This window comes from Stutzerimonas sp. FeSN7 (genome assembly GCF_030263795.1).
Taxonomy (GTDB): Bacteria; Pseudomonadota; Gammaproteobacteria; order Pseudomonadales; family Pseudomonadaceae; genus Stutzerimonas; species Stutzerimonas stutzeri.
On sequence record NZ_JARPMN010000001.1, the window covers coordinates 2,432,001 to 2,447,945 of the forward strand.

The following is a 15,945-nucleotide window of genomic DNA, read 5'->3' on the forward strand; positions in this document are numbered from 1 at the left end:
CACAATCCTGCAGTGGGCATTCTTGCCCTAGGATGCTGTCTTGACCCTCGATGCCGTCGTAGAAAACGCGGTCATGCTGCTCGCGTTGTGCTGGCTGCTGGCCTTTACCACCCGCAGCTGGAACCGCAGCGGACAACGCACCGCGAAACTGCTCGCCGGCCTCTGGTTCGGCAGCGCCTGCATTTTCGGCATGCTCAACACCAGCATCGGCCAGACCGGCATCATCCTCGATGCACGTACCGCGGTACTGAGCATGGCCGGGCTGTTCGGCGGACCACTGGTGGCGGGCATAGCGGGCGTACTGGCGGGTGGGTTTCGCCTGTGGATGGGCGGGCCCGGCGTGGTACCGGGGCTGGCCAATGTACTGTTGCCCATCGCGCTCGGCCTGGCCTACCGCTGCGCTTCGCGCAGGCGGCTGATCGGCATCGCCTTCTGGCAGCTGCTCGGGTTCGGCGTGCTTCTGCACCTGGGCGTGCTCGGCTTGATCGCCCTGTTGTTGCCAAGCCCGCTGGGCGCGGAGGCGGTGCGGGAGATCGCCTTGCCGACGCTGCTGATCCTTCCTCTGGCCACTGCCACCCTCGGCGTGCTGCTCAACGATCTGCTGGAGCGGGATCGGATCGAACAGGCGCTGCGCTTCAGCGAAGCACGGTTGCGCGCCATCACCCAGGCCATTCCCGACCTGCTCTTGGTGCTCGACGAGGACGGCCGCTACCTGGAAATCCTCTGCGCCGAGCGCAGCCTGCTGTACGACGAGCCGTCCAAGCTGCTCGGCCGCCGCCTGCATGACGTCATGCCCGAGGCCGAGGAGCGGCGATTTCTCGGTTTCATCCAGCAGACCCTCAACAGCGACTCACCGCAGCTGATCGAATACAGCCTGCCGACGCTCGGCGGCCCGAAGGTCTTCGAAGGCCGTGCGCTGCCTCTGGAACAGCCTCCGGGGCAGAAGCGCGCCGTGGTCTGGCTGAGCCGCGACATCACCGATCGCGTCAATACCGAACTGGAGCGCCGCATCGCGGCCATCGCCTTCGAATCCCAGCAAGGCATGCTTATCACCGACGCGCAGAACCGCATCCTGCGCGTCAACGGCGCCTTCAGCCGCATCAGTGGGTACAGTGCCGCCGAAGCCATCGGCCAGACCACCGCCCTGCTCGCGTCCGGGAGACACGGGCCGGACTTCTACCGTTCCATGTGGTCGAGCATCGAAGCCACCGGCGTGTGGGAAGGCGAGATCTGGAACCGGCGCAAGAGCGGCGAGATATTTCCCGAGTGGCTGACCATCAGTGCCGTACGCAACGTCCACGGCGAGGTCACCCATTATGTCGCCGCCTTTACCGACATCACCGATCGCAAGGCGGCCGAGGAGCGGATCCACAACCTGGCCTTCTACGATCCTTTGACCGGTCTGCCCAATCGCCGGCTGCTGCTCGATCGCCTGCACCAGGCCATGGCCGCCAGCCGGCGCAGCAACCAGTTGGGCGCGCTGATGTTCATCGATCTGGACAACTTCAAGAACATCAACGATCTGCATGGCCACCAAACCGGCGACCAGGTCCTGCGCGTCGCCGCCGAGCGACTGCATGCCGAGGTGCGCGCCAGCGACACGGTCGCGCGCCTCGGCGGTGACGAATTCGTGGTGATGCTGGAGAACCTCGGCGACGACCCACTACGCGCCGCGGCCCAGGCCGAACACATCGGCATGAAGCTGCTGAACTCGCTGGATCGTTCGTACCGCCTCAACGAACTCGGCCTGTACAGCAGCGCCAGCATCGGCGTGGTGCTGTTCGGCGGCGAGGCCTGCAGCAGCGACGAGCTGATGAAGCGCGCCGACATGTCTATGTACGAGGCCAAGATTTCCGGCAAGAACGCCCTGCGCTTCTTCGACCCGCGCATGCAACTGGCGGTACAGGAACGTCTGCGCCTGGAAGCGGAGATTCGCCAAGGCCTGAAGAACGGCGAGTTCGTGCTCAGCTTCCAGCCGCAGCTGGAACAGAACGCAGGGGTCATCGGGGCCGAAGCCCTGGTGCGCTGGCAGCATCCGCAACGCGGGCTGCTGAGCCCGGCCGCCTTCATCGCCCAGGCGGAACACGCCGGATTGATCCATGCCCTCGACCTGCAGGTGCTGCAGCAGGCCTGCGGCCAGCTGGCGCGCTGGGCGGCGACACCGGCATTCGCCGACCTGACGCTCTCGGTCAACCTCAGCGCTCATCTGTTGTATCAGGATCATTTCGTCGAGAAACTGCTCGACCTGCTGGAGCGCAGCGGCGCCAATCCGGCCAGGCTCAAGCTGGAGCTGACCGAAACCCTGCTGCTGGACAACATGCCCGAAGCCATCGCCCGCATGACGCGCCTGAAGCAGCACGGCATCCGTTTCTCCATCGATGACTTCGGTACCGGCTATTCGTCCATGAGCTACCTGCAGCAGCTACCGCTGGACGAGCTGAAGATCGACCAGACCTTCATCCGCCGTCTGCCGGACGACGCCAGCAGCCTGACCATCGTGCGGGCCATCTGTGCGCTGGCCAGTGGACTCGGGCTGGAGGTGATTGCAGAAGGCGTCGAGAGCGAAGCCCAACGAAGCGTGCTGCTCGGCAATGGCTGCCATCGGTTCCAGGGCTATCTGTTCGGCAAGCCGATGCCGGCGATGGAACTGGAGGAGATGGTTTCAGCCACAGCGCACGGCGTCGCCCACGGCCGCGCATGACGGCCAGGGCGTCGCCCGTGGCGACGTCACCGCAGGCGAGGCTTACAGCGCCTGCGGCGCTCGGCTGCAGAGCTGGACCAGCGCCTGCACCCAATCCTCGTGGGTATTCAGGCACGGCACCAACACCAGCTCCTGGCCACCCGCCTCGATGAACTGCTCGCGTCCGCGATCACCGATCTCCTCCAGCGTCTCGATACAGTCGGAGACGAACGCCGGGCACATCACCAGCAGCTTCTTCACGCCCTGCTCGGCCAGTTCGTCCAGGCGCGTCTCGGTGTAGGGTTCGATCCACTTGGCACGCCCCAGTCGCGACTGGAACGACACCGACCACTGATCCCTGCGCAGCCCGGCACGCGTAGCGAAGCCCTCGGCAGTGCGGATGCACTGGGCGCGGTAGCAAGTGGCGAGCACGGCACCTTCGGCACGCTGGCAGCAGTCGTCACCCTTCAGGCAATGCGCACCGGTAGGATCGGACTTGTGCAGGTGCCGCTCCGGCAGCCCATGGAAGCTCAGCAGCAGATGATCGAAGCCCTGCTGCAGGTGCGGCATGGCGCTGGCCACCAGCGCGTCGAGGTATTCCGGCTGATCGTAGAAGGGCTGCAGGATCGACAGCTTGAGATCCAGCCCGTGCTCGCGGATGACCCGGCGCGCTTCCTGGATGACGGTCGTCGTGGTGCTGTCGGCAAACTGCGGATAGAGCGGTGCGAGGGCCACCTGGGTGATGCCCTGTCCGGCCAGGCGCTTCAGCGCCCCTTCGATCGACGGCTCGCCATAGCGCATCGCCAGTTCCACCGGGCCCTTTGTCCAATGCGGTTTCACCGCCTCCTGGAGTCGGCGGCTGAGCACCACCAGCGGCGACCCTTCCGGCCACCAGATCGAGGCATAGGCATGTGCGGACTGCTCGGGCCGCTTGATCAGGATCATCGAGACCAGCAGGCGGCGCAGCGGCCACGGCAGATCGACCACGTACGGGTCCATCAGGAACTGGTTGAGGTAGCGGCGCACATCGGCGACTTCCGTGGAGGCTGGCGAACCCAGATTGACCAACAACAACGCCTGCTCTGTCATGCAAACTTCCTGACTACGTTAAAGGGTGGCGCCTCGCTCCAGGCAGGCGCGCTATTTTCACACAGGGTGCACCGCTCAGGGGTGCGTCAATAAGTCGGCCAGCGCCGAATCCAGATCGGTGAAGCGAAAGCTGTAGCCCTCCTCCTGCAACCGCTGCGGCTGGGCGTGCTGGCCACCGAGCAGCAACCCGGCAAGTTCGCCGAGCAAAGGTTTGAGCAGCGCTGCCGGAACCGGCAGCAACGCCGGTCGATGCAGGCAGCGGGAAAGGCTGCGAGTGAACTCCAGGTTGCGTACCGGCGTCGGTGCGCAGGCATTGTACGGGCCGCTGGCCGCCGGCTGCCGCAGAAGAAAATCAATCAGACCGATTTGGTCTTCGATATGAATCCAGGGCATCCACTGCCGGCCATTGCCCAGCCGGCCACCCAGCCCCAGGCGAAACGGTGGCAGCAAGCGCTGCAGGAAGCCGCCATCACGCGCCAGCACCAGCCCGGTGCGTATCAGCACCACGCGAATACCCAACACCGCGGCCTCGCTGGCGCGCTCTTCCCAGGCGTTGCACAGCTGGCTGGCGAAGTCGGCGGTGACCGGCTGATCAGCTTCGGTCAGGCGGTGCTCGCCGCCGTCGCCGTACCAGCCGACTGCCGAGCCAGAGATCAGCAGCGCCGGCTTCTGCTCGCGCCGGCCCAACCACTCCACCAGCTCCTCGGTCAGCCTCACTCGGCTGTCCCAGAGCAGGCTCTTGCGTGCCTTGGTCCAAGGTCGGTCGGCTATGGGCGCACCGGCTAGGTTCACCACGGCATCCAGCGCTACCGCATCGAGCTGCTGCAGGCTGCCGACGCCCTTTACCTCGGCGCCGCACAGCTGCGCCACACGCTGCGGTGAGCGGCTCCAGACCCAGAGTCGATGCCCGTCGGCCAGCCAGCGGCGACACAGCGCCCGCCCGATCAACCCGGTACCGCCGGTGAGCAAGATGTTCATGGTGAGCTCCTGTTGCGCTGCGCGCTGTGCTGGTCGACCCGCCTCGCCTACAGCATACACCTATACATGGTTATTCGAATGTACAGCTGATGGCGCCCCGTTCGGTGCAGAAAGAGCCACAACCATCGGTAACGCTGCGAGCCTGAAGCGCGCATTGACGGTCCGCCAAGGATGCGACACCGCGTTGCTGAGCGTCATTCTGCCGGCAGCCGCCTTCTTGTACAAGAAAAGTCGCGAGATCTTGTACATCGCATATTGACTTGTACAAGACGAGGAATATGATGACATTAAGTTGTACAGAAATTCATCTTGTACAAGAGGTTGTCATCATGCACACCATGCTCCCCACCCCCCGAATCGGAATCAGCGCCTGCCTGCTCGGTAACCCGGTGCGGTTCAATGGCGGCCACAAGGAATCGCGCCTGTGCAGCGAGACACTGGCACAGCATTTCGAATTCGTGCCGGTCTGCCCGGAAGTGGCCATCGGTCTCGGCACGCCGCGTGAACCGATCCGCCTGGTGGGCGATGCCGATGCGCCGCGTGCGGTCGGTACGGTGCGCCCGGAGCTGGACGTGACTGACGCGCTGTCCGCCTACGGTCGGCAGATCGCCGAGCAGCTGCACGACATCAGCGGCTACATCCTGATGCAGAAGTCGCCGTCCTGCGGCATGGAGCGGGTCAAGGTCTATGCCGCCAACGGCCACACCCTGCCCGGCGGTGGCACCGGCGTGTTCGCCCAGGCCTTGATGCAGGCACGCCCCGATCTGCCGATCGAGGAGGATGGACGACTGAACGATGCCGTGCTGCGCGAGAACTTCCTCACCCGCGTCTACGCCTACGCCGACTGGCAGCGCCTGCTGCAGACCGGTCTGAGCCGTCGCGCCATCGTCGATTTCCACTCGCGCTACAAGTACCAGCTCATGGCCAGCAATCCGCTGGAATACAAGGCGCTCGGCCGACGGGTCGCGGCCCTGGCCGAGCACGCGCTGGAAGATTTCGCCCCAGGCTACTTCAGCCAGCTGATGCGGGCGCTGAAGAAGCCCGCCACTCGCGGCACGCATTGCAACGTGCTGCTGCACCTGAGCGGCTACCTGAAGGATGCCCTCGGATCGGACGACCGCCGTGAACTGCGCCGGCTGATCGACCAGTACCGCGAAGGCGTGATTCCGCTGGTAGTGCCGCTGACCTTGCTCAAGCACCACTTCCGCCGTCACCCGGACCACTACATCGCGCGCCAGGCCTACCTGCAGCCGCACCCCGAAACACTCAGTCTGCGTAACGGAATCTGACCATGATCGAACCAACGGACCTGGCGCAGCTGACCGCCGACGGCCTGCTGCCCATCCGCGAAGTGGCCCGCATCACCGGCGTAAACGCCGTGACCCTGCGCGCCTGGGAGCGCCGCTACGGGCTTATCGTGCCGTTGCGCACGGCCAAGGGGCACCGGCTGTACGACGACACCCACATCGAGCGCATCCGTGACATCGTCACCTGGCTCAATCGCGGCGTGGCGGTCAGCCAGATCAAGACACTGCTCGGCACCAGCACGCCCCCGGAGCTGCCGCAGCAGAATCAGTGGTCTGCACTGCTCGAGGAGCTCTTGCAGGCGATCGATCGCTTCAGCGAACGGCAGCTGGATGACACATTCAACCGCGCGGTCGCCCTTTACCCGCCGCGCACGCTTTTCCAGCACCTGCTGCAGCCGCTGCTCGAAGCCCTGGAGCGACGCTGGCAGGGCCAGTACGGCGCATCGCTGGAGCGCGTGCTGTTCCACTCCTGGCTGCGCAGCAAGCTGGGCAGCCGCATCTATTTCAACAAACGACAGCAGGCAGGCCGCCCGTTGCTGCTGGTCAATCTCGACCAGGACAGTTTCACGCCCGGCCTCTGGCTGAGCGCCTGGCTGGTCTCCAGCACCGACTGCCCGGTGGAAGTCATCGAATGGCCGGTGCCGCTCAACGAGCTGAGTCTGGCCGGCGAACGCATTCGGCCGCGCGCCGTCCTGCTGTATGCCAGCAACAGCCTGCCGGGCCTTTGCCTGCAGCGAGACCTGCCGCGTCTGCTCGAACAGAGCGCCGCACCGCTGTTCATGACCGGCCCGGCCGTGCACATCCACGCGCCGGTGCTGCAGGGCCAGCGTGGCCTGACACTGGCCCACGATTCGCTGAGCGCCCTGCAGTGCCTGCAGCACGCCGGCCTGTTGCCCGGCAGCGAGGGAGGTGCCGCATGACGCAGCTGATCTGGCTGCGCAGCGATCTGCGCACGAGCGACAACACCGCCCTGGCGTCTGCCATGGCCGCCGGCCCCACCGTCGCGGTCTACCTGATCACCCCCGGCCAGTGGCTCGCCCATGACGATGCCGCCTGCAAGGTGGACTTCTGGCTGCGCAACCTCGTCGAGCTGGCGGGCCGCCTGCAGGCGCTCAATGTGCCGCTGCTGATTCGCGACGTAGAGGATTGGCAGGCCGCGCCCGACGCGTTGCTCAAGCTCTGCCAGGAGCTGGCCGTGCAGCGCCTGCACTACAACGACGAATATGGCGTCAACGAGCAGCGCCGTGACCAGGCCGTTGCCGCCCGGCTGCGGGCCGCCGGCATCGACGTGCGCGGCTATCTCGACCAGCTGCTGTTCGCGCCGGGTAGCGTGCTCACCCAGTCGGGTGGCTACTTCAAGGTGTTCGGTCAGTTCCGTCGCGCCTGCCTTGCACGCCTGTCGATGTCGCTGCCGGCATGCGTCGCGCCACCGGCCCCGCAACAACCCATGACCGTCACCAGCGACGTGCCACCGGACGAGGTGCGCGGCTTCGATCGGCCGAGCGACTACCTGCGCACGCTGTGGCCCGCCGGCGAAACCTTCGCCCAGCACCGCCTGGCGGCGTTCATCGAAGACGATCTGCACCAGTACCACCAACGCCGCGACCTGCCGGCCGAGCCCGGCACCAGTCAGCTGTCGGCTTATCTCGCGGCTGGTGTCATCTCCATCCGCCAGTGTCTGCACGCGGCCGTGGCAAGCAACCGCGGCGAGCTGGACAGCGGGAGCGCCGGCGCCACCACCTGGATCAACGAGCTGCTCTGGCGTGAGTTCTACAAGCACATCCTGGTCGGCTACCCGCGGGTCTCGATGCACCGCGCCTTCCGCGCCGAGACCGAAGCGCTGCCGTGGCGCCGCGCGACCGACGAGCTGCAGGCCTGGCAAGAGGGCCGCACCGGTTTTCCGATCATCGATGCGGCGATGCGGCAGCTGCGGGAAACCGGCTGGATGCACAACCGCCTGCGCATGGTCACGGCCATGTTCCTCAGCAAGAACCTGCTGATCGACTGGCGCGAGGGCGAGCGCTGGTTCATGCGCCACCTGATCGACGGCGATCTGGCGGCCAACAACGGCGGCTGGCAGTGGAGCGCGTCCACCGGAACCGACTCGGTGCCTTACTTCCGCCTGTTCAACCCCATCAGCCAGTCACAGCGCTTCGACCCGGACGGCCAGTTCCTGAGCCGCTGGCTGCCGGAACTGCAGGGACTGGGCAAGCGCGAGATACACAACCCATCCGCGCAGCGCAGCCTGTTCGGCAAGGCCGATTACCCGGCACCGATCATCGACCTCGGGGAAAGCCGCGCGCGAGCCCTGGACGCCTTCCGCAACCTGCCGGACGTCCGGCCATGAGCAGCTTTCTGCATCGCTTCGCGGCCGAGTTCGCCAGTCTGGATGCCGACAAGCTGGAGCGCCTGGGCGAGCTCTACAGCGATGACGTGCATTTCACCGACCCGCTGCACGAGGTGGTGGGCCTGGCCGAACTGCAGCGTTACTTCGCCGAACTGTACGCCAACGTCGAGCAGCTGCATTTCGAGTTCATCAGCCACGACCAGGTGTGCGAGGGACAGGGCTACCTGCGCTGGCTGATGAGCTTTCGCCACCCGCGCCTCAATCGCGGCCAGCTGATCAGCCTGGAAGGGTGCTCGCTGTTGCGCTGGAACGCCGACGGCAAGGTGGAGCGACATCGCGACTATTTCGATGCCGGCGCGCTGCTCTACCAGCACGTGCCGCTGCTCGGCTCGGCGATCCGCTGGCTGCAGCGGAGACTGGCATGAATCTCTCGCGACGGATCTGGCTGACCGGTGCCAGCAGCGGCATCGGCCTCGAACTGACACGTCTGCTGCTGGCCGAGGGGCATTGTCTGGCGCTATCGGCACGTCGCGCCGAGCCGCTGCTGGCGTTTGCCCGACGCTATCCGGGGCGGGTACTGGCACTGCCTGGCGACCTCACCGACAGCGAACAGGTACGTGCCATCGGCGCGGCGATCGAGTCGCACTGGGGCGCGCTGGACAGCGTGATCCTCAATGCCGGCAGCTGCGAGTACATCGACGCCCGGCATTTCGAGGCGGCCCTGCTGCAGCGGGTCGTGCAGACCAACCTGTTGTCCGCCGGCCATTGCATCGAGGCTGCACTGCCCCTGCTGCGGCAGGGGGTGCGACCGCATCTGGTCGGCATCGGCAGCTCGGTGACCTGGCTGCCGCTGCCGCGCGCCGGAGCCTACGGCGCGTCGAAGGCCGCGCTGCGCTACCTGCTCGAATCGCTGCGTCTGGACCTGGCCAGCGAAGGCATCGACGTCACGCTGGTCAGCCCGGGGTTCGTCGATACACCGCTGACCCGTCGCAACGACTTTCCCATGCCCATGCGCTGGCCGGCGGACAAGGCTGCACGACAGATCGCCCGGCGCCTGGAACGCCGCCCGCTGCACATCGCCTTTCCCGCGCCGTTCATCGCCGTGCTGCGCCTGCTCTCGCACCTGCCCGCGCGCCTGCAGTTCGCCCTCGGTCGGCGACTGGCGCGCACGCCTCTCAAGGAAGGATAACCATGAAGATCGCCATCATCGGCAGCGGTATTGCCGGTCTCACCTGTGCGCATCTGCTGGCCCGCCAGCACGCCGTCACCGTGTTCGAGTCGGCCAGCTGGATCGGCGGCCACACCCATACGGTGGACGTGCGCCTGCACGGACGCGACTACGCGGTGGACACCGGCTTCATCGTCTTCAACGACTGGACCTACCCCAACTTCATCAAGCTGCTGGGCCAGCTCGGAGTCCGCTACAAGCCCACCGAGATGAGCTTCTCGGTCTGCGACCCCCAGCGGGACCTGGAATACAACGGGCACAGCCTCAACACCCTGTTCGCTCAGCGCAGCAACCTGCTCTCGCCCCCCTTCTGGGGCATGCTGCGCGACATCCTGCGCTTCAATCGCGAGGCGCTGGACGACTACCACAACGGTCGCATCACCCCTCAGGTCACCCTTGGCAGCTACCTCCGACTGGGTCGCTACAACCAGCGCTTCATCGATCACTACATCGTGCCCATGGGTGCGGCGATCTGGTCGATGTCGCCGGCCGACATGCTGGAGTTTCCGCTGGAGTTCTTCATCCGCTTCTGCAAGAACCACGGGCTGCTGTCGGTGAACGACCGCCCGCAGTGGTACGTGGTCGAGGGCGGATCGAGCGCATACGTGTCACCGCTGACCAAGGGCTTCAGCCAGCATATCCGCCTCAACTGTCCGGTGTTCGAGGTGCTGCGCGACGAGCATGGCGTGACGATCCAGAGCCCGGCCGGTGCCGAGCGTTTCGACAAGGTGATCTTCGCCTGCCACAGCGACCAGGCGCTGCGCCTGCTGGCACGGCCGAGCCAGGCGGAACGCGACATCCTCGGCGCCATCGGCTACGCCGGTAACGACGTGGTGCTGCACACCGATATCCGCCTGCTGCCCAGGCGCCCGCGTGCCTGGGCCAGCTGGAACTACCGTCTCGGCGGACCGAGCCAGCAGCCGGCAGCCGTCACCTACAACATGAACATCCTGCAGGGTATCGAGGCGCCACAGACCTTCTGCGTCAGCCTCAATCAGACCGACGCCATCGATCCGGAGCAGATTCTCGCGCGCTTCACGTACGCCCATCCGCAGTACAGCCTTGCCGGCATCGCCGCCCAGGCCCGCGCCGAGGAGCTGCAGGGTGCCAACCACAGCTACTTCTGCGGCGCCTACTGGGGCAACGGCTTCCATGAGGACGGCGTGGTCAGTGCCCTGCGCGTCGCCGCAGCCTTCGGAGCCGCGCTGTGAACGGCGCCATCGTACACAGCGCGCTGTACCGCGGCTGGGTGCAGCACCGGCGTTTCGCGCCGCGCGCCCATGCGTTCAGCTACCGCATGGGGCTGCTCTACCTGGACCTGGCCGAGCAGGATGCGGTGCTCGGCCTTTCACCGCTGAGTGGCCGTGGGCGCTTCGCCCCCTTCTCCTTCCGCGAGCGCGACTACCTGCCGGAGTACACCGGACAGGGCATCGCACTGGCCGATGCCGTGCGCCAGCGCGTGAGCGAAGCGCTGGGTCGACCGGTCACCGGCGCGGTGCGCCTGCTGACCCAGCCGCGCAGCTGGGGCCTGTGCTTCAACCCGGTCAGTTTCTTCTATTGCTTCGATGAACAGGAGCAGCTCGCCGCGGTGCTCTGCGAGGTGAGCAACACGCCCTGGCGCGAGCGTTATCACTACGTACTGCCGGCCAACGGCAACCGCAATCTGCGCTGCAGCGTGGCCAAGACCTTCCACGTCTCGCCGTTCCTGCCGGAGGCCCTGGAGTACCGCATGCGCTTCAACCCGCCGGGCCGGCGCATCGGCGTGCACATGGAGGACTGGCAGGGCGAACAGAAGCTGTTCGACGCCACCCTCGGCCTGGAACGCCAGCCGCTTGGCCGCGGCGCCGTGCATCGCTATCTGTTCGGTTTCCCCTGGATGACCGCCAAGACCCTGCTCGCCATCTATTGGCAGGCGCTGCGCCTGCTGCTCAAGCGCACGCCGATCTTCAACCATCGGCCCCCGACGAAGCCGTTCGGGTTGGCCGTTACCCACTCCACAGGAGGCCGCCATGAAGAGCCCTAGCCTGACCGTCAAAGCCCACCCGCTGGCCGGGATGGGACTGGCCGCCGGCCTGCTGCGCCGCACCGTGCTGCATCAGCTGTACAAGCTGCGTCACGGTCAGCTGACGCTGCACCACGGGGACCAGCAGCAGCTGTTCGGTGACCTGGCAAGCCCGCTGAAGGCCGAGATCCATGTGCTCGATGGCGGTCTCTGGGGATTGGTGGCCGCACGCGGCTCCATCGGCGCGGGCGAGGCGTACATCCATGGTTACTGGACCAGCCCTGACCTGACCGCCGTGATCCGCCTGTTCGTTACGAACCTGGATGTGCTGGACAGCATCGAGCGCGGCGCGCTGGCGCTGTTCGGCCAGCCGGTGATCAAGGCGCTGCACTGGCTCAACCGCAACACCCGCGCCGGTTCGCAGCGCAATATCGCCGCGCATTACGACCTGGGCAACGAGCTGTTCGAGCGCTTCCTCGATCCGACCATGATGTACTCGGCGGCCATGTTCGCCACGCCCGAGCAGAGCCTGGAGCAGGCCCAGCTGCACAAGCTGGAGCGCATCTGCGCGAAGCTCGATCTGCAAGCCGACGATCATCTGCTGGAGATCGGTACCGGCTGGGGCAGCATGGCGCTGTATGCCGCGATCCACCATGGCTGCCGGGTGACCACCACGACGCTGTCGCACGAGCAGTTCGCCTATACCCAAAGGCGCATCGAGGAAGAGGGTCTGCAGGACCGCATCACGCTGCTGCTCAAGGACTACCGCGATCTCGAAGGACGATTCGACAAGCTGGTTTCCATCGAGATGGTCGAGGCCGTGGGGCATGACTTTCTGCCAGGCTACTTCCGCCAGTGCGCGCGGCTGCTCAAGGACGACGGCCTGATGCTGCTGCAGGCGATCACCATCCGCGACCAGCGTTACGAGCAGGCGCGGCGCAATGTCGACTTCATCCAGCGCTACATCTTTCCCGGCGGCGCCCTGCCCTCGCTGCAGCGCATGCTCGATGTCGCCACGCAGCATACCGATCTGAACCTGCTGCACATGGAGGACTTCGGCGAGCACTACGCGCGCACCCTGCGCCTGTGGCACGAGAACTTCCGCCAGGCGCGCGGCGAGCTGGAGCGCCACGGTTACGACGAGCAGTTCTACCGCCTGTGGGAGTTCTACCTGTGCTACTGCGAAGGCGGCTTTCTCGAGCGCGCCATCGGCACCGCACAGCTGCTGCTGGGTAAACCGGGCACTCGTCGGAAACCCCTCTATGTCGGGTAATTCGGCGCCTCGGCTGCCGATAACCAGACTGCACATCATCCGGAGTCACCCATGAGCACCGATAGCGTCACGCTGCAAGCGCACTACCTCAAGGCCGACCGCATCATGCTCGGCGTGATCTGGTTTCTGCTGGCCTATTCCTGCGGGATCGCGGCGTTCTATGGCAACTGGGCACAGGCGCTGGTCATCGGCGGACTGACCGCCATCTCGATGACCGCGCTGTACCTGCTGATTCCTGGCCAGCGTCTGTTGCGCTGCCTGATCGGTGCCGCGTTCATGGTGCTGGCCGCACTGCAGATCAACCAGGCCCATGGTCTGCTGGAAATGCATTTCGGCATCTTCGCCCTGCTGGCATTCCTGGTGTACTACCGCGACTGGCTACCGATCGTCGTCGCGGCCGCCACCATCGCGGTGCATCACCTGAGCTTCTTTGCCCTGCAGCGACAGGGCGCGGGCGTCTATCTGGTGCCGGACGGAACCTGGGGCGTGGTGTTCCTGCATGCCTTCTACGTGGTACTGGAAAGCGCCATCCTCATCTACCTGGCGATCCGCGCCAATGCCGAAGCCCGCGAAGGCGAAGCCCTGCTCGGCGCCGCTGCCGCCATCACCGCGCATCCCGAGCGCATCGACCTGAGCTGCCGCAGCCGCGCCAGTGGCCCGGTCACCCAGCGCTTCAATCATATGCTGGACCAGCTCGGCGAACTGGTCGGCGCGGTGGTGCGCGACACCGCCGGGCTGGACGGCACCGCGGCCAACCTGAGCACGGCGACACGCCAGCTACGCGAGGGCGCCAGCCGCCAACTGGACGAAACCGCCTATATGGTCGAGGCGATGCAACAGATGACGGTGGCCATCGACGACGTCGCCGGCCATGCCGATCGCGCCGCCCAGGCCGCACAGGGTGCGAGTCGCAAGGCCGGTGACGGTCGCCTGGCGGTCAGCGGCGTGCGCAACGAGATCGGCACCCTGGCCGAACATATCGAGGGTACCGACCGCGTGGTGCAGGACCTGGCGGCACAAGCGGAGCAGATCGATCGCGTGCTGGAAGTGATCCGCAACATCGCCGAACAGACCAACCTGCTGGCCCTCAACGCTGCCATCGAAGCGGCGCGCGCCGGCGAACAGGGGCGCGGGTTCGCCGTGGTGGCCGACGAGGTGCGCAGCCTGGCGCGCAAGACTGCCGCCTCCACCAGCGAAATCCAGGGCATCATCAGCCGACTGCAGCAGGGCAGTCGCCAGGCCACCGAAGCGATGCACGACAGCCGCGCCAGCGTTGCCCGTTGCGTCAGCAGCAGCCAGGACACCACCGCCCTGCTCGACGCCATCGCCAACGAGATCGAAGCCATCAGCCAGATGAACGAGATGATCGCCGCGGCCACCCACGAGCAGACTGCCGTTTCGGCGGACATGGGCCGCCATCTGCAGAGCGTGCAGCAGGTGGCCGAACGCAACGCCGGGGATGCCAGCGCGCTGGACAGCGGCGGTCGCCAGCTGCACGAACTGGCCGGCCGCCTCGGCAGCCTGGGTGGTCGCTTCGCCCTGTAACGGCCCTCAGCGCCGCGCGGTGTTCCCGGCCGAGTGGCCGATGGTCACCGCGCCAGGCTGCTCGAAGGCCGCGCAGACTGCCGCGACCAGCAACCGCGCCTGCGCGGGAACCCGCAGCCCGCTGTCGTCCAGCACGATCACACCATCGGCGTGCAGCTGGCGCAGCGCCGGCCAGTGCTGCGCATAGCGCTGACGCACATCGACGCCGCTTTGCAGGCTCAGGGCATCGAAATCCAGCGCGAAGGTGCAGAGCAGGCGCTCGAGCAGCAGGCGGTGCAACGGATCGATGTGATTGGCATGCAGGCCGCGAACGCAGGGCAGTTGGCCCTGATCGAGCGCCCGCTGGTAGGCCGGCACGCGATCGGCGTTCTGGCAGAACAGGCCGCCCACCCGGCTGACGGCGCCGACGCCGAAGCCCAGGTGGTCGCAGTCGCCATGCAGGCTGTAGCCGCAGAAGTCATGGTGCAGCGCGCCGATCTCCTGGGCCATGGCCAGGTCGTCATGCGGCAGCACGAACTTGCCCAGGCCGATGTAGCGGTAGCCCGCCGCGCTCAACTGCTCCACCCCGTGCCGGTACATCGCCAGGGTGTCGGCCGGCGACGCGAGGCCGAGGCGGCCGACAGCGGCCGGCACGGCGTCACGGTAATCGAACATGGTGACCTGATCGGGCGCGAGCTCGATGATCGAAGCCAGCTTCCGGGCGAAGCTCGACGGGGTCTGCCAGGAGCGACCGTAGCCGAGGTCCAGGTTCACCGAGCGATAGTGCAGCGCATGTGCCGCCTCGATCACCGCACGGATGCGGGCCGAGCTGCGGAAGTACTCCACCGTGCCGCCATCATCGGCGCGCAGGTCCGGTACCGCGACGCTGAGCTGGTTGAAGCCCAGCTCGTGCAGCGCACCGATCAGCGGCCAGTCGACATGGGCCAGCTCCACCTCGGCCAGGAAACTGCCGGCATGGGGTTCGACGAAGGCGAAGCGCCGCTTGAGTTGGCTGAGCAGGCGGCGCAGCGCCTCGATACCGAGGGTGCCGACGCTCAGGCGCAGCTGTTCGACCGCCTGCAGTGGCCCGGCGTGACAGCCGAGCTGCTCGATCTCGCGCTCGAGCCGCTGCAGGTAAGCCGCCGCGGCCTCGGGCTGCAGGCCGGCGCCGTCCGGCTGATGAATGGAGAGGGAGAGCGGCCGTCCGCCGCGGCGACTTTCGCGCAGGGCGCGCAACAGGTCCAGCGGTGCGACACGGTCGCTGAAATCGACCGCAGCCGGATAGCTGCAGTGCAGCTGCCCGAACTGTCCGTAACGTTGTACCAAGGCCTCGTCCCAGGTCACTGAGCCAAGCATAAGCGCCTCCCACCCTCGAATCTCGCGTACTCGGCATCATCCGGGAGCGGAGCCAGGCGGCTTTGACGCCCGTCAAGTAGGTGACAGATGGGCCCAGCGAGCAGCCGGACGGTAGCCACCCGCCCCGCAATCGGTGCAGCGCAACCTTTGGCAAGCCCGTC

13 protein-coding genes are annotated in these 15,945 nt (G+C 66.4%); 10 read left to right on the plus strand and 3 right to left on the minus strand.

Going from position 1 to position 15,945, the window contains the following annotated elements; translation table 11 throughout:
• Nucleotides 1–40 precede the first annotated feature (40 nt).
• Nucleotides 41–2,701, plus strand: coding sequence for an EAL domain-containing protein (locus tag P5703_RS11465; RefSeq protein WP_014596600.1), 2,661 nt, complete (start codon nucleotides 41–43; stop codon nucleotides 2,699–2,701).
• 42 nt (nucleotides 2,702–2,743) lie between these two features.
• Here P5703_RS11465 and hemH read toward each other — a convergent pair whose 3' ends face one another.
• Together hemH and P5703_RS11475 are read right to left on the minus strand one after the other, a co-directional pair.
• Nucleotides 2,744–3,769 carry a ferrochelatase gene (gene hemH / locus P5703_RS11470; RefSeq protein ID WP_011913112.1) on the minus strand — a complete coding sequence of 342 codons (1,026 nt, stop codon included), beginning with the start codon at nucleotides 3,767–3,769 and terminating at the stop codon, nucleotides 2,744–2,746.
• Nucleotides 3,770–3,844: 75 nt separating this feature from the next.
• Nucleotides 3,845–4,747, minus strand: a complete 903-nt coding sequence (locus P5703_RS11475; RefSeq protein WP_045633202.1) for a TIGR01777 family oxidoreductase — start codon at nucleotides 4,745–4,747, stop codon at nucleotides 3,845–3,847.
• Nucleotides 4,748–5,076: 329 nt separating this feature from the next.
• On the opposite strand from P5703_RS11475, the gene P5703_RS11480 reads away from it, so the two are divergent.
• From P5703_RS11480 to P5703_RS11520, 9 genes are read left to right on the plus strand one after another with little or no spacing between them, the layout of a single operon-like run.
• Complete coding sequence (locus P5703_RS11480) at nucleotides 5,077–6,036, plus strand: YbgA family protein (RefSeq protein ID WP_045633201.1); 960 nt, start codon at nucleotides 5,077–5,079, stop codon at nucleotides 6,034–6,036.
• A gap of 2 nt (nucleotides 6,037–6,038) precedes the next feature.
• Nucleotides 6,039–6,974, plus strand: coding sequence for a MerR family transcriptional regulator (locus P5703_RS11485; protein ID WP_125919106.1), 936 nt, complete (start codon nucleotides 6,039–6,041; stop codon nucleotides 6,972–6,974).
• The gene (gene phrB / locus P5703_RS11490; protein WP_285586955.1) at nucleotides 6,971–8,401 is read left to right on the plus strand and encodes a deoxyribodipyrimidine photo-lyase; all 1,431 of its coding nucleotides are present in this window, start codon (nucleotides 6,971–6,973) and stop codon (nucleotides 8,399–8,401) included. The genes P5703_RS11485 and phrB overlap by 4 nt, the downstream gene beginning before the upstream one ends.
• Nucleotides 8,398–8,826 carry a nuclear transport factor 2 family protein gene (locus P5703_RS11495; protein WP_017245009.1) on the plus strand — a complete coding sequence of 143 codons (429 nt, stop codon included), beginning with the start codon at nucleotides 8,398–8,400 and terminating at the stop codon, nucleotides 8,824–8,826. The genes phrB and P5703_RS11495 overlap by 4 nt, the downstream gene beginning before the upstream one ends.
• A complete protein-coding gene (locus tag P5703_RS11500) occupies nucleotides 8,823–9,590 on the plus strand; it encodes an SDR family NAD(P)-dependent oxidoreductase (RefSeq protein ID WP_048329278.1) in 768 nt (255 codons plus the stop codon). The genes P5703_RS11495 and P5703_RS11500 overlap by 4 nt, the downstream gene beginning before the upstream one ends.
• A gap of 2 nt (nucleotides 9,591–9,592) precedes the next feature.
• Nucleotides 9,593–10,840, plus strand: a complete 1,248-nt coding sequence (locus P5703_RS11505; protein WP_218422583.1) for an NAD(P)/FAD-dependent oxidoreductase — start codon at nucleotides 9,593–9,595, stop codon at nucleotides 10,838–10,840.
• Nucleotides 10,837–11,652 carry a DUF1365 domain-containing protein gene (locus P5703_RS11510; RefSeq protein ID WP_045158963.1) on the plus strand — a complete coding sequence of 272 codons (816 nt, stop codon included), beginning with the start codon at nucleotides 10,837–10,839 and terminating at the stop codon, nucleotides 11,650–11,652. Before P5703_RS11505 ends, P5703_RS11510 begins: the two co-directional genes overlap by 4 nt.
• Nucleotides 11,639–12,904, plus strand: coding sequence for an SAM-dependent methyltransferase (locus P5703_RS11515; RefSeq protein WP_279641832.1), 1,266 nt, complete (start codon nucleotides 11,639–11,641; stop codon nucleotides 12,902–12,904). Before P5703_RS11510 ends, P5703_RS11515 begins: the two co-directional genes overlap by 14 nt.
• A gap of 51 nt (nucleotides 12,905–12,955) precedes the next feature.
• Nucleotides 12,956–14,449, plus strand: a complete 1,494-nt coding sequence (locus P5703_RS11520; protein ID WP_285586960.1) for a methyl-accepting chemotaxis protein — start codon at nucleotides 12,956–12,958, stop codon at nucleotides 14,447–14,449.
• A 6-nt stretch (nucleotides 14,450–14,455) separates the two neighbouring features.
• On the opposite strand, the gene P5703_RS11525 is transcribed toward P5703_RS11520, so the two are convergent.
• A complete protein-coding gene (locus P5703_RS11525) occupies nucleotides 14,456–15,784 on the minus strand; it encodes an oxygen-independent coproporphyrinogen III oxidase (RefSeq protein ID WP_014596591.1) in 1,329 nt (442 codons plus the stop codon).
• Between the last annotated feature and the right edge of the window lie 161 nt (nucleotides 15,785–15,945).

What these genes read in the sequence shown, in the direction of transcription:
- hemH (WP_011913112.1), bottom strand. Translation starts at nt 3,769, where the DNA reads ATGACAGAGCAGGCGTTGTTGTTGGTCAATCTGGGTTCGCCAGCCTCC.
- P5703_RS11475 (WP_045633202.1), bottom strand. Translation starts at nt 4,747, where the DNA reads ATGAACATCTTGCTCACCGGCGGTACCGGGTTGATCGGGCGGGCGCTG.
- P5703_RS11480 (WP_045633201.1), top strand. Translation starts at nt 5,077, where the DNA reads ATGCACACCATGCTCCCCACCCCCCGAATCGGAATCAGCGCCTGCCTG.
- P5703_RS11485 (WP_125919106.1), top strand. Translation starts at nt 6,039, where the DNA reads ATGATCGAACCAACGGACCTGGCGCAGCTGACCGCCGACGGCCTGCTG.
- phrB (WP_285586955.1), top strand. Translation starts at nt 6,971, where the DNA reads ATGACGCAGCTGATCTGGCTGCGCAGCGATCTGCGCACGAGCGACAAC.
- P5703_RS11495 (WP_017245009.1), top strand. Translation starts at nt 8,398, where the DNA reads ATGAGCAGCTTTCTGCATCGCTTCGCGGCCGAGTTCGCCAGTCTGGAT.
- P5703_RS11500 (WP_048329278.1), top strand. Translation starts at nt 8,823, where the DNA reads ATGAATCTCTCGCGACGGATCTGGCTGACCGGTGCCAGCAGCGGCATC.
- P5703_RS11505 (WP_218422583.1), top strand. Translation starts at nt 9,593, where the DNA reads ATGAAGATCGCCATCATCGGCAGCGGTATTGCCGGTCTCACCTGTGCG.
- P5703_RS11515 (WP_279641832.1), top strand. Translation starts at nt 11,639, where the DNA reads ATGAAGAGCCCTAGCCTGACCGTCAAAGCCCACCCGCTGGCCGGGATG.
- P5703_RS11520 (WP_285586960.1), top strand. Translation starts at nt 12,956, where the DNA reads ATGAGCACCGATAGCGTCACGCTGCAAGCGCACTACCTCAAGGCCGAC.
- P5703_RS11525 (WP_014596591.1), bottom strand. Translation starts at nt 15,784, where the DNA reads ATGCTTGGCTCAGTGACCTGGGACGAGGCCTTGGTACAACGTTACGGA.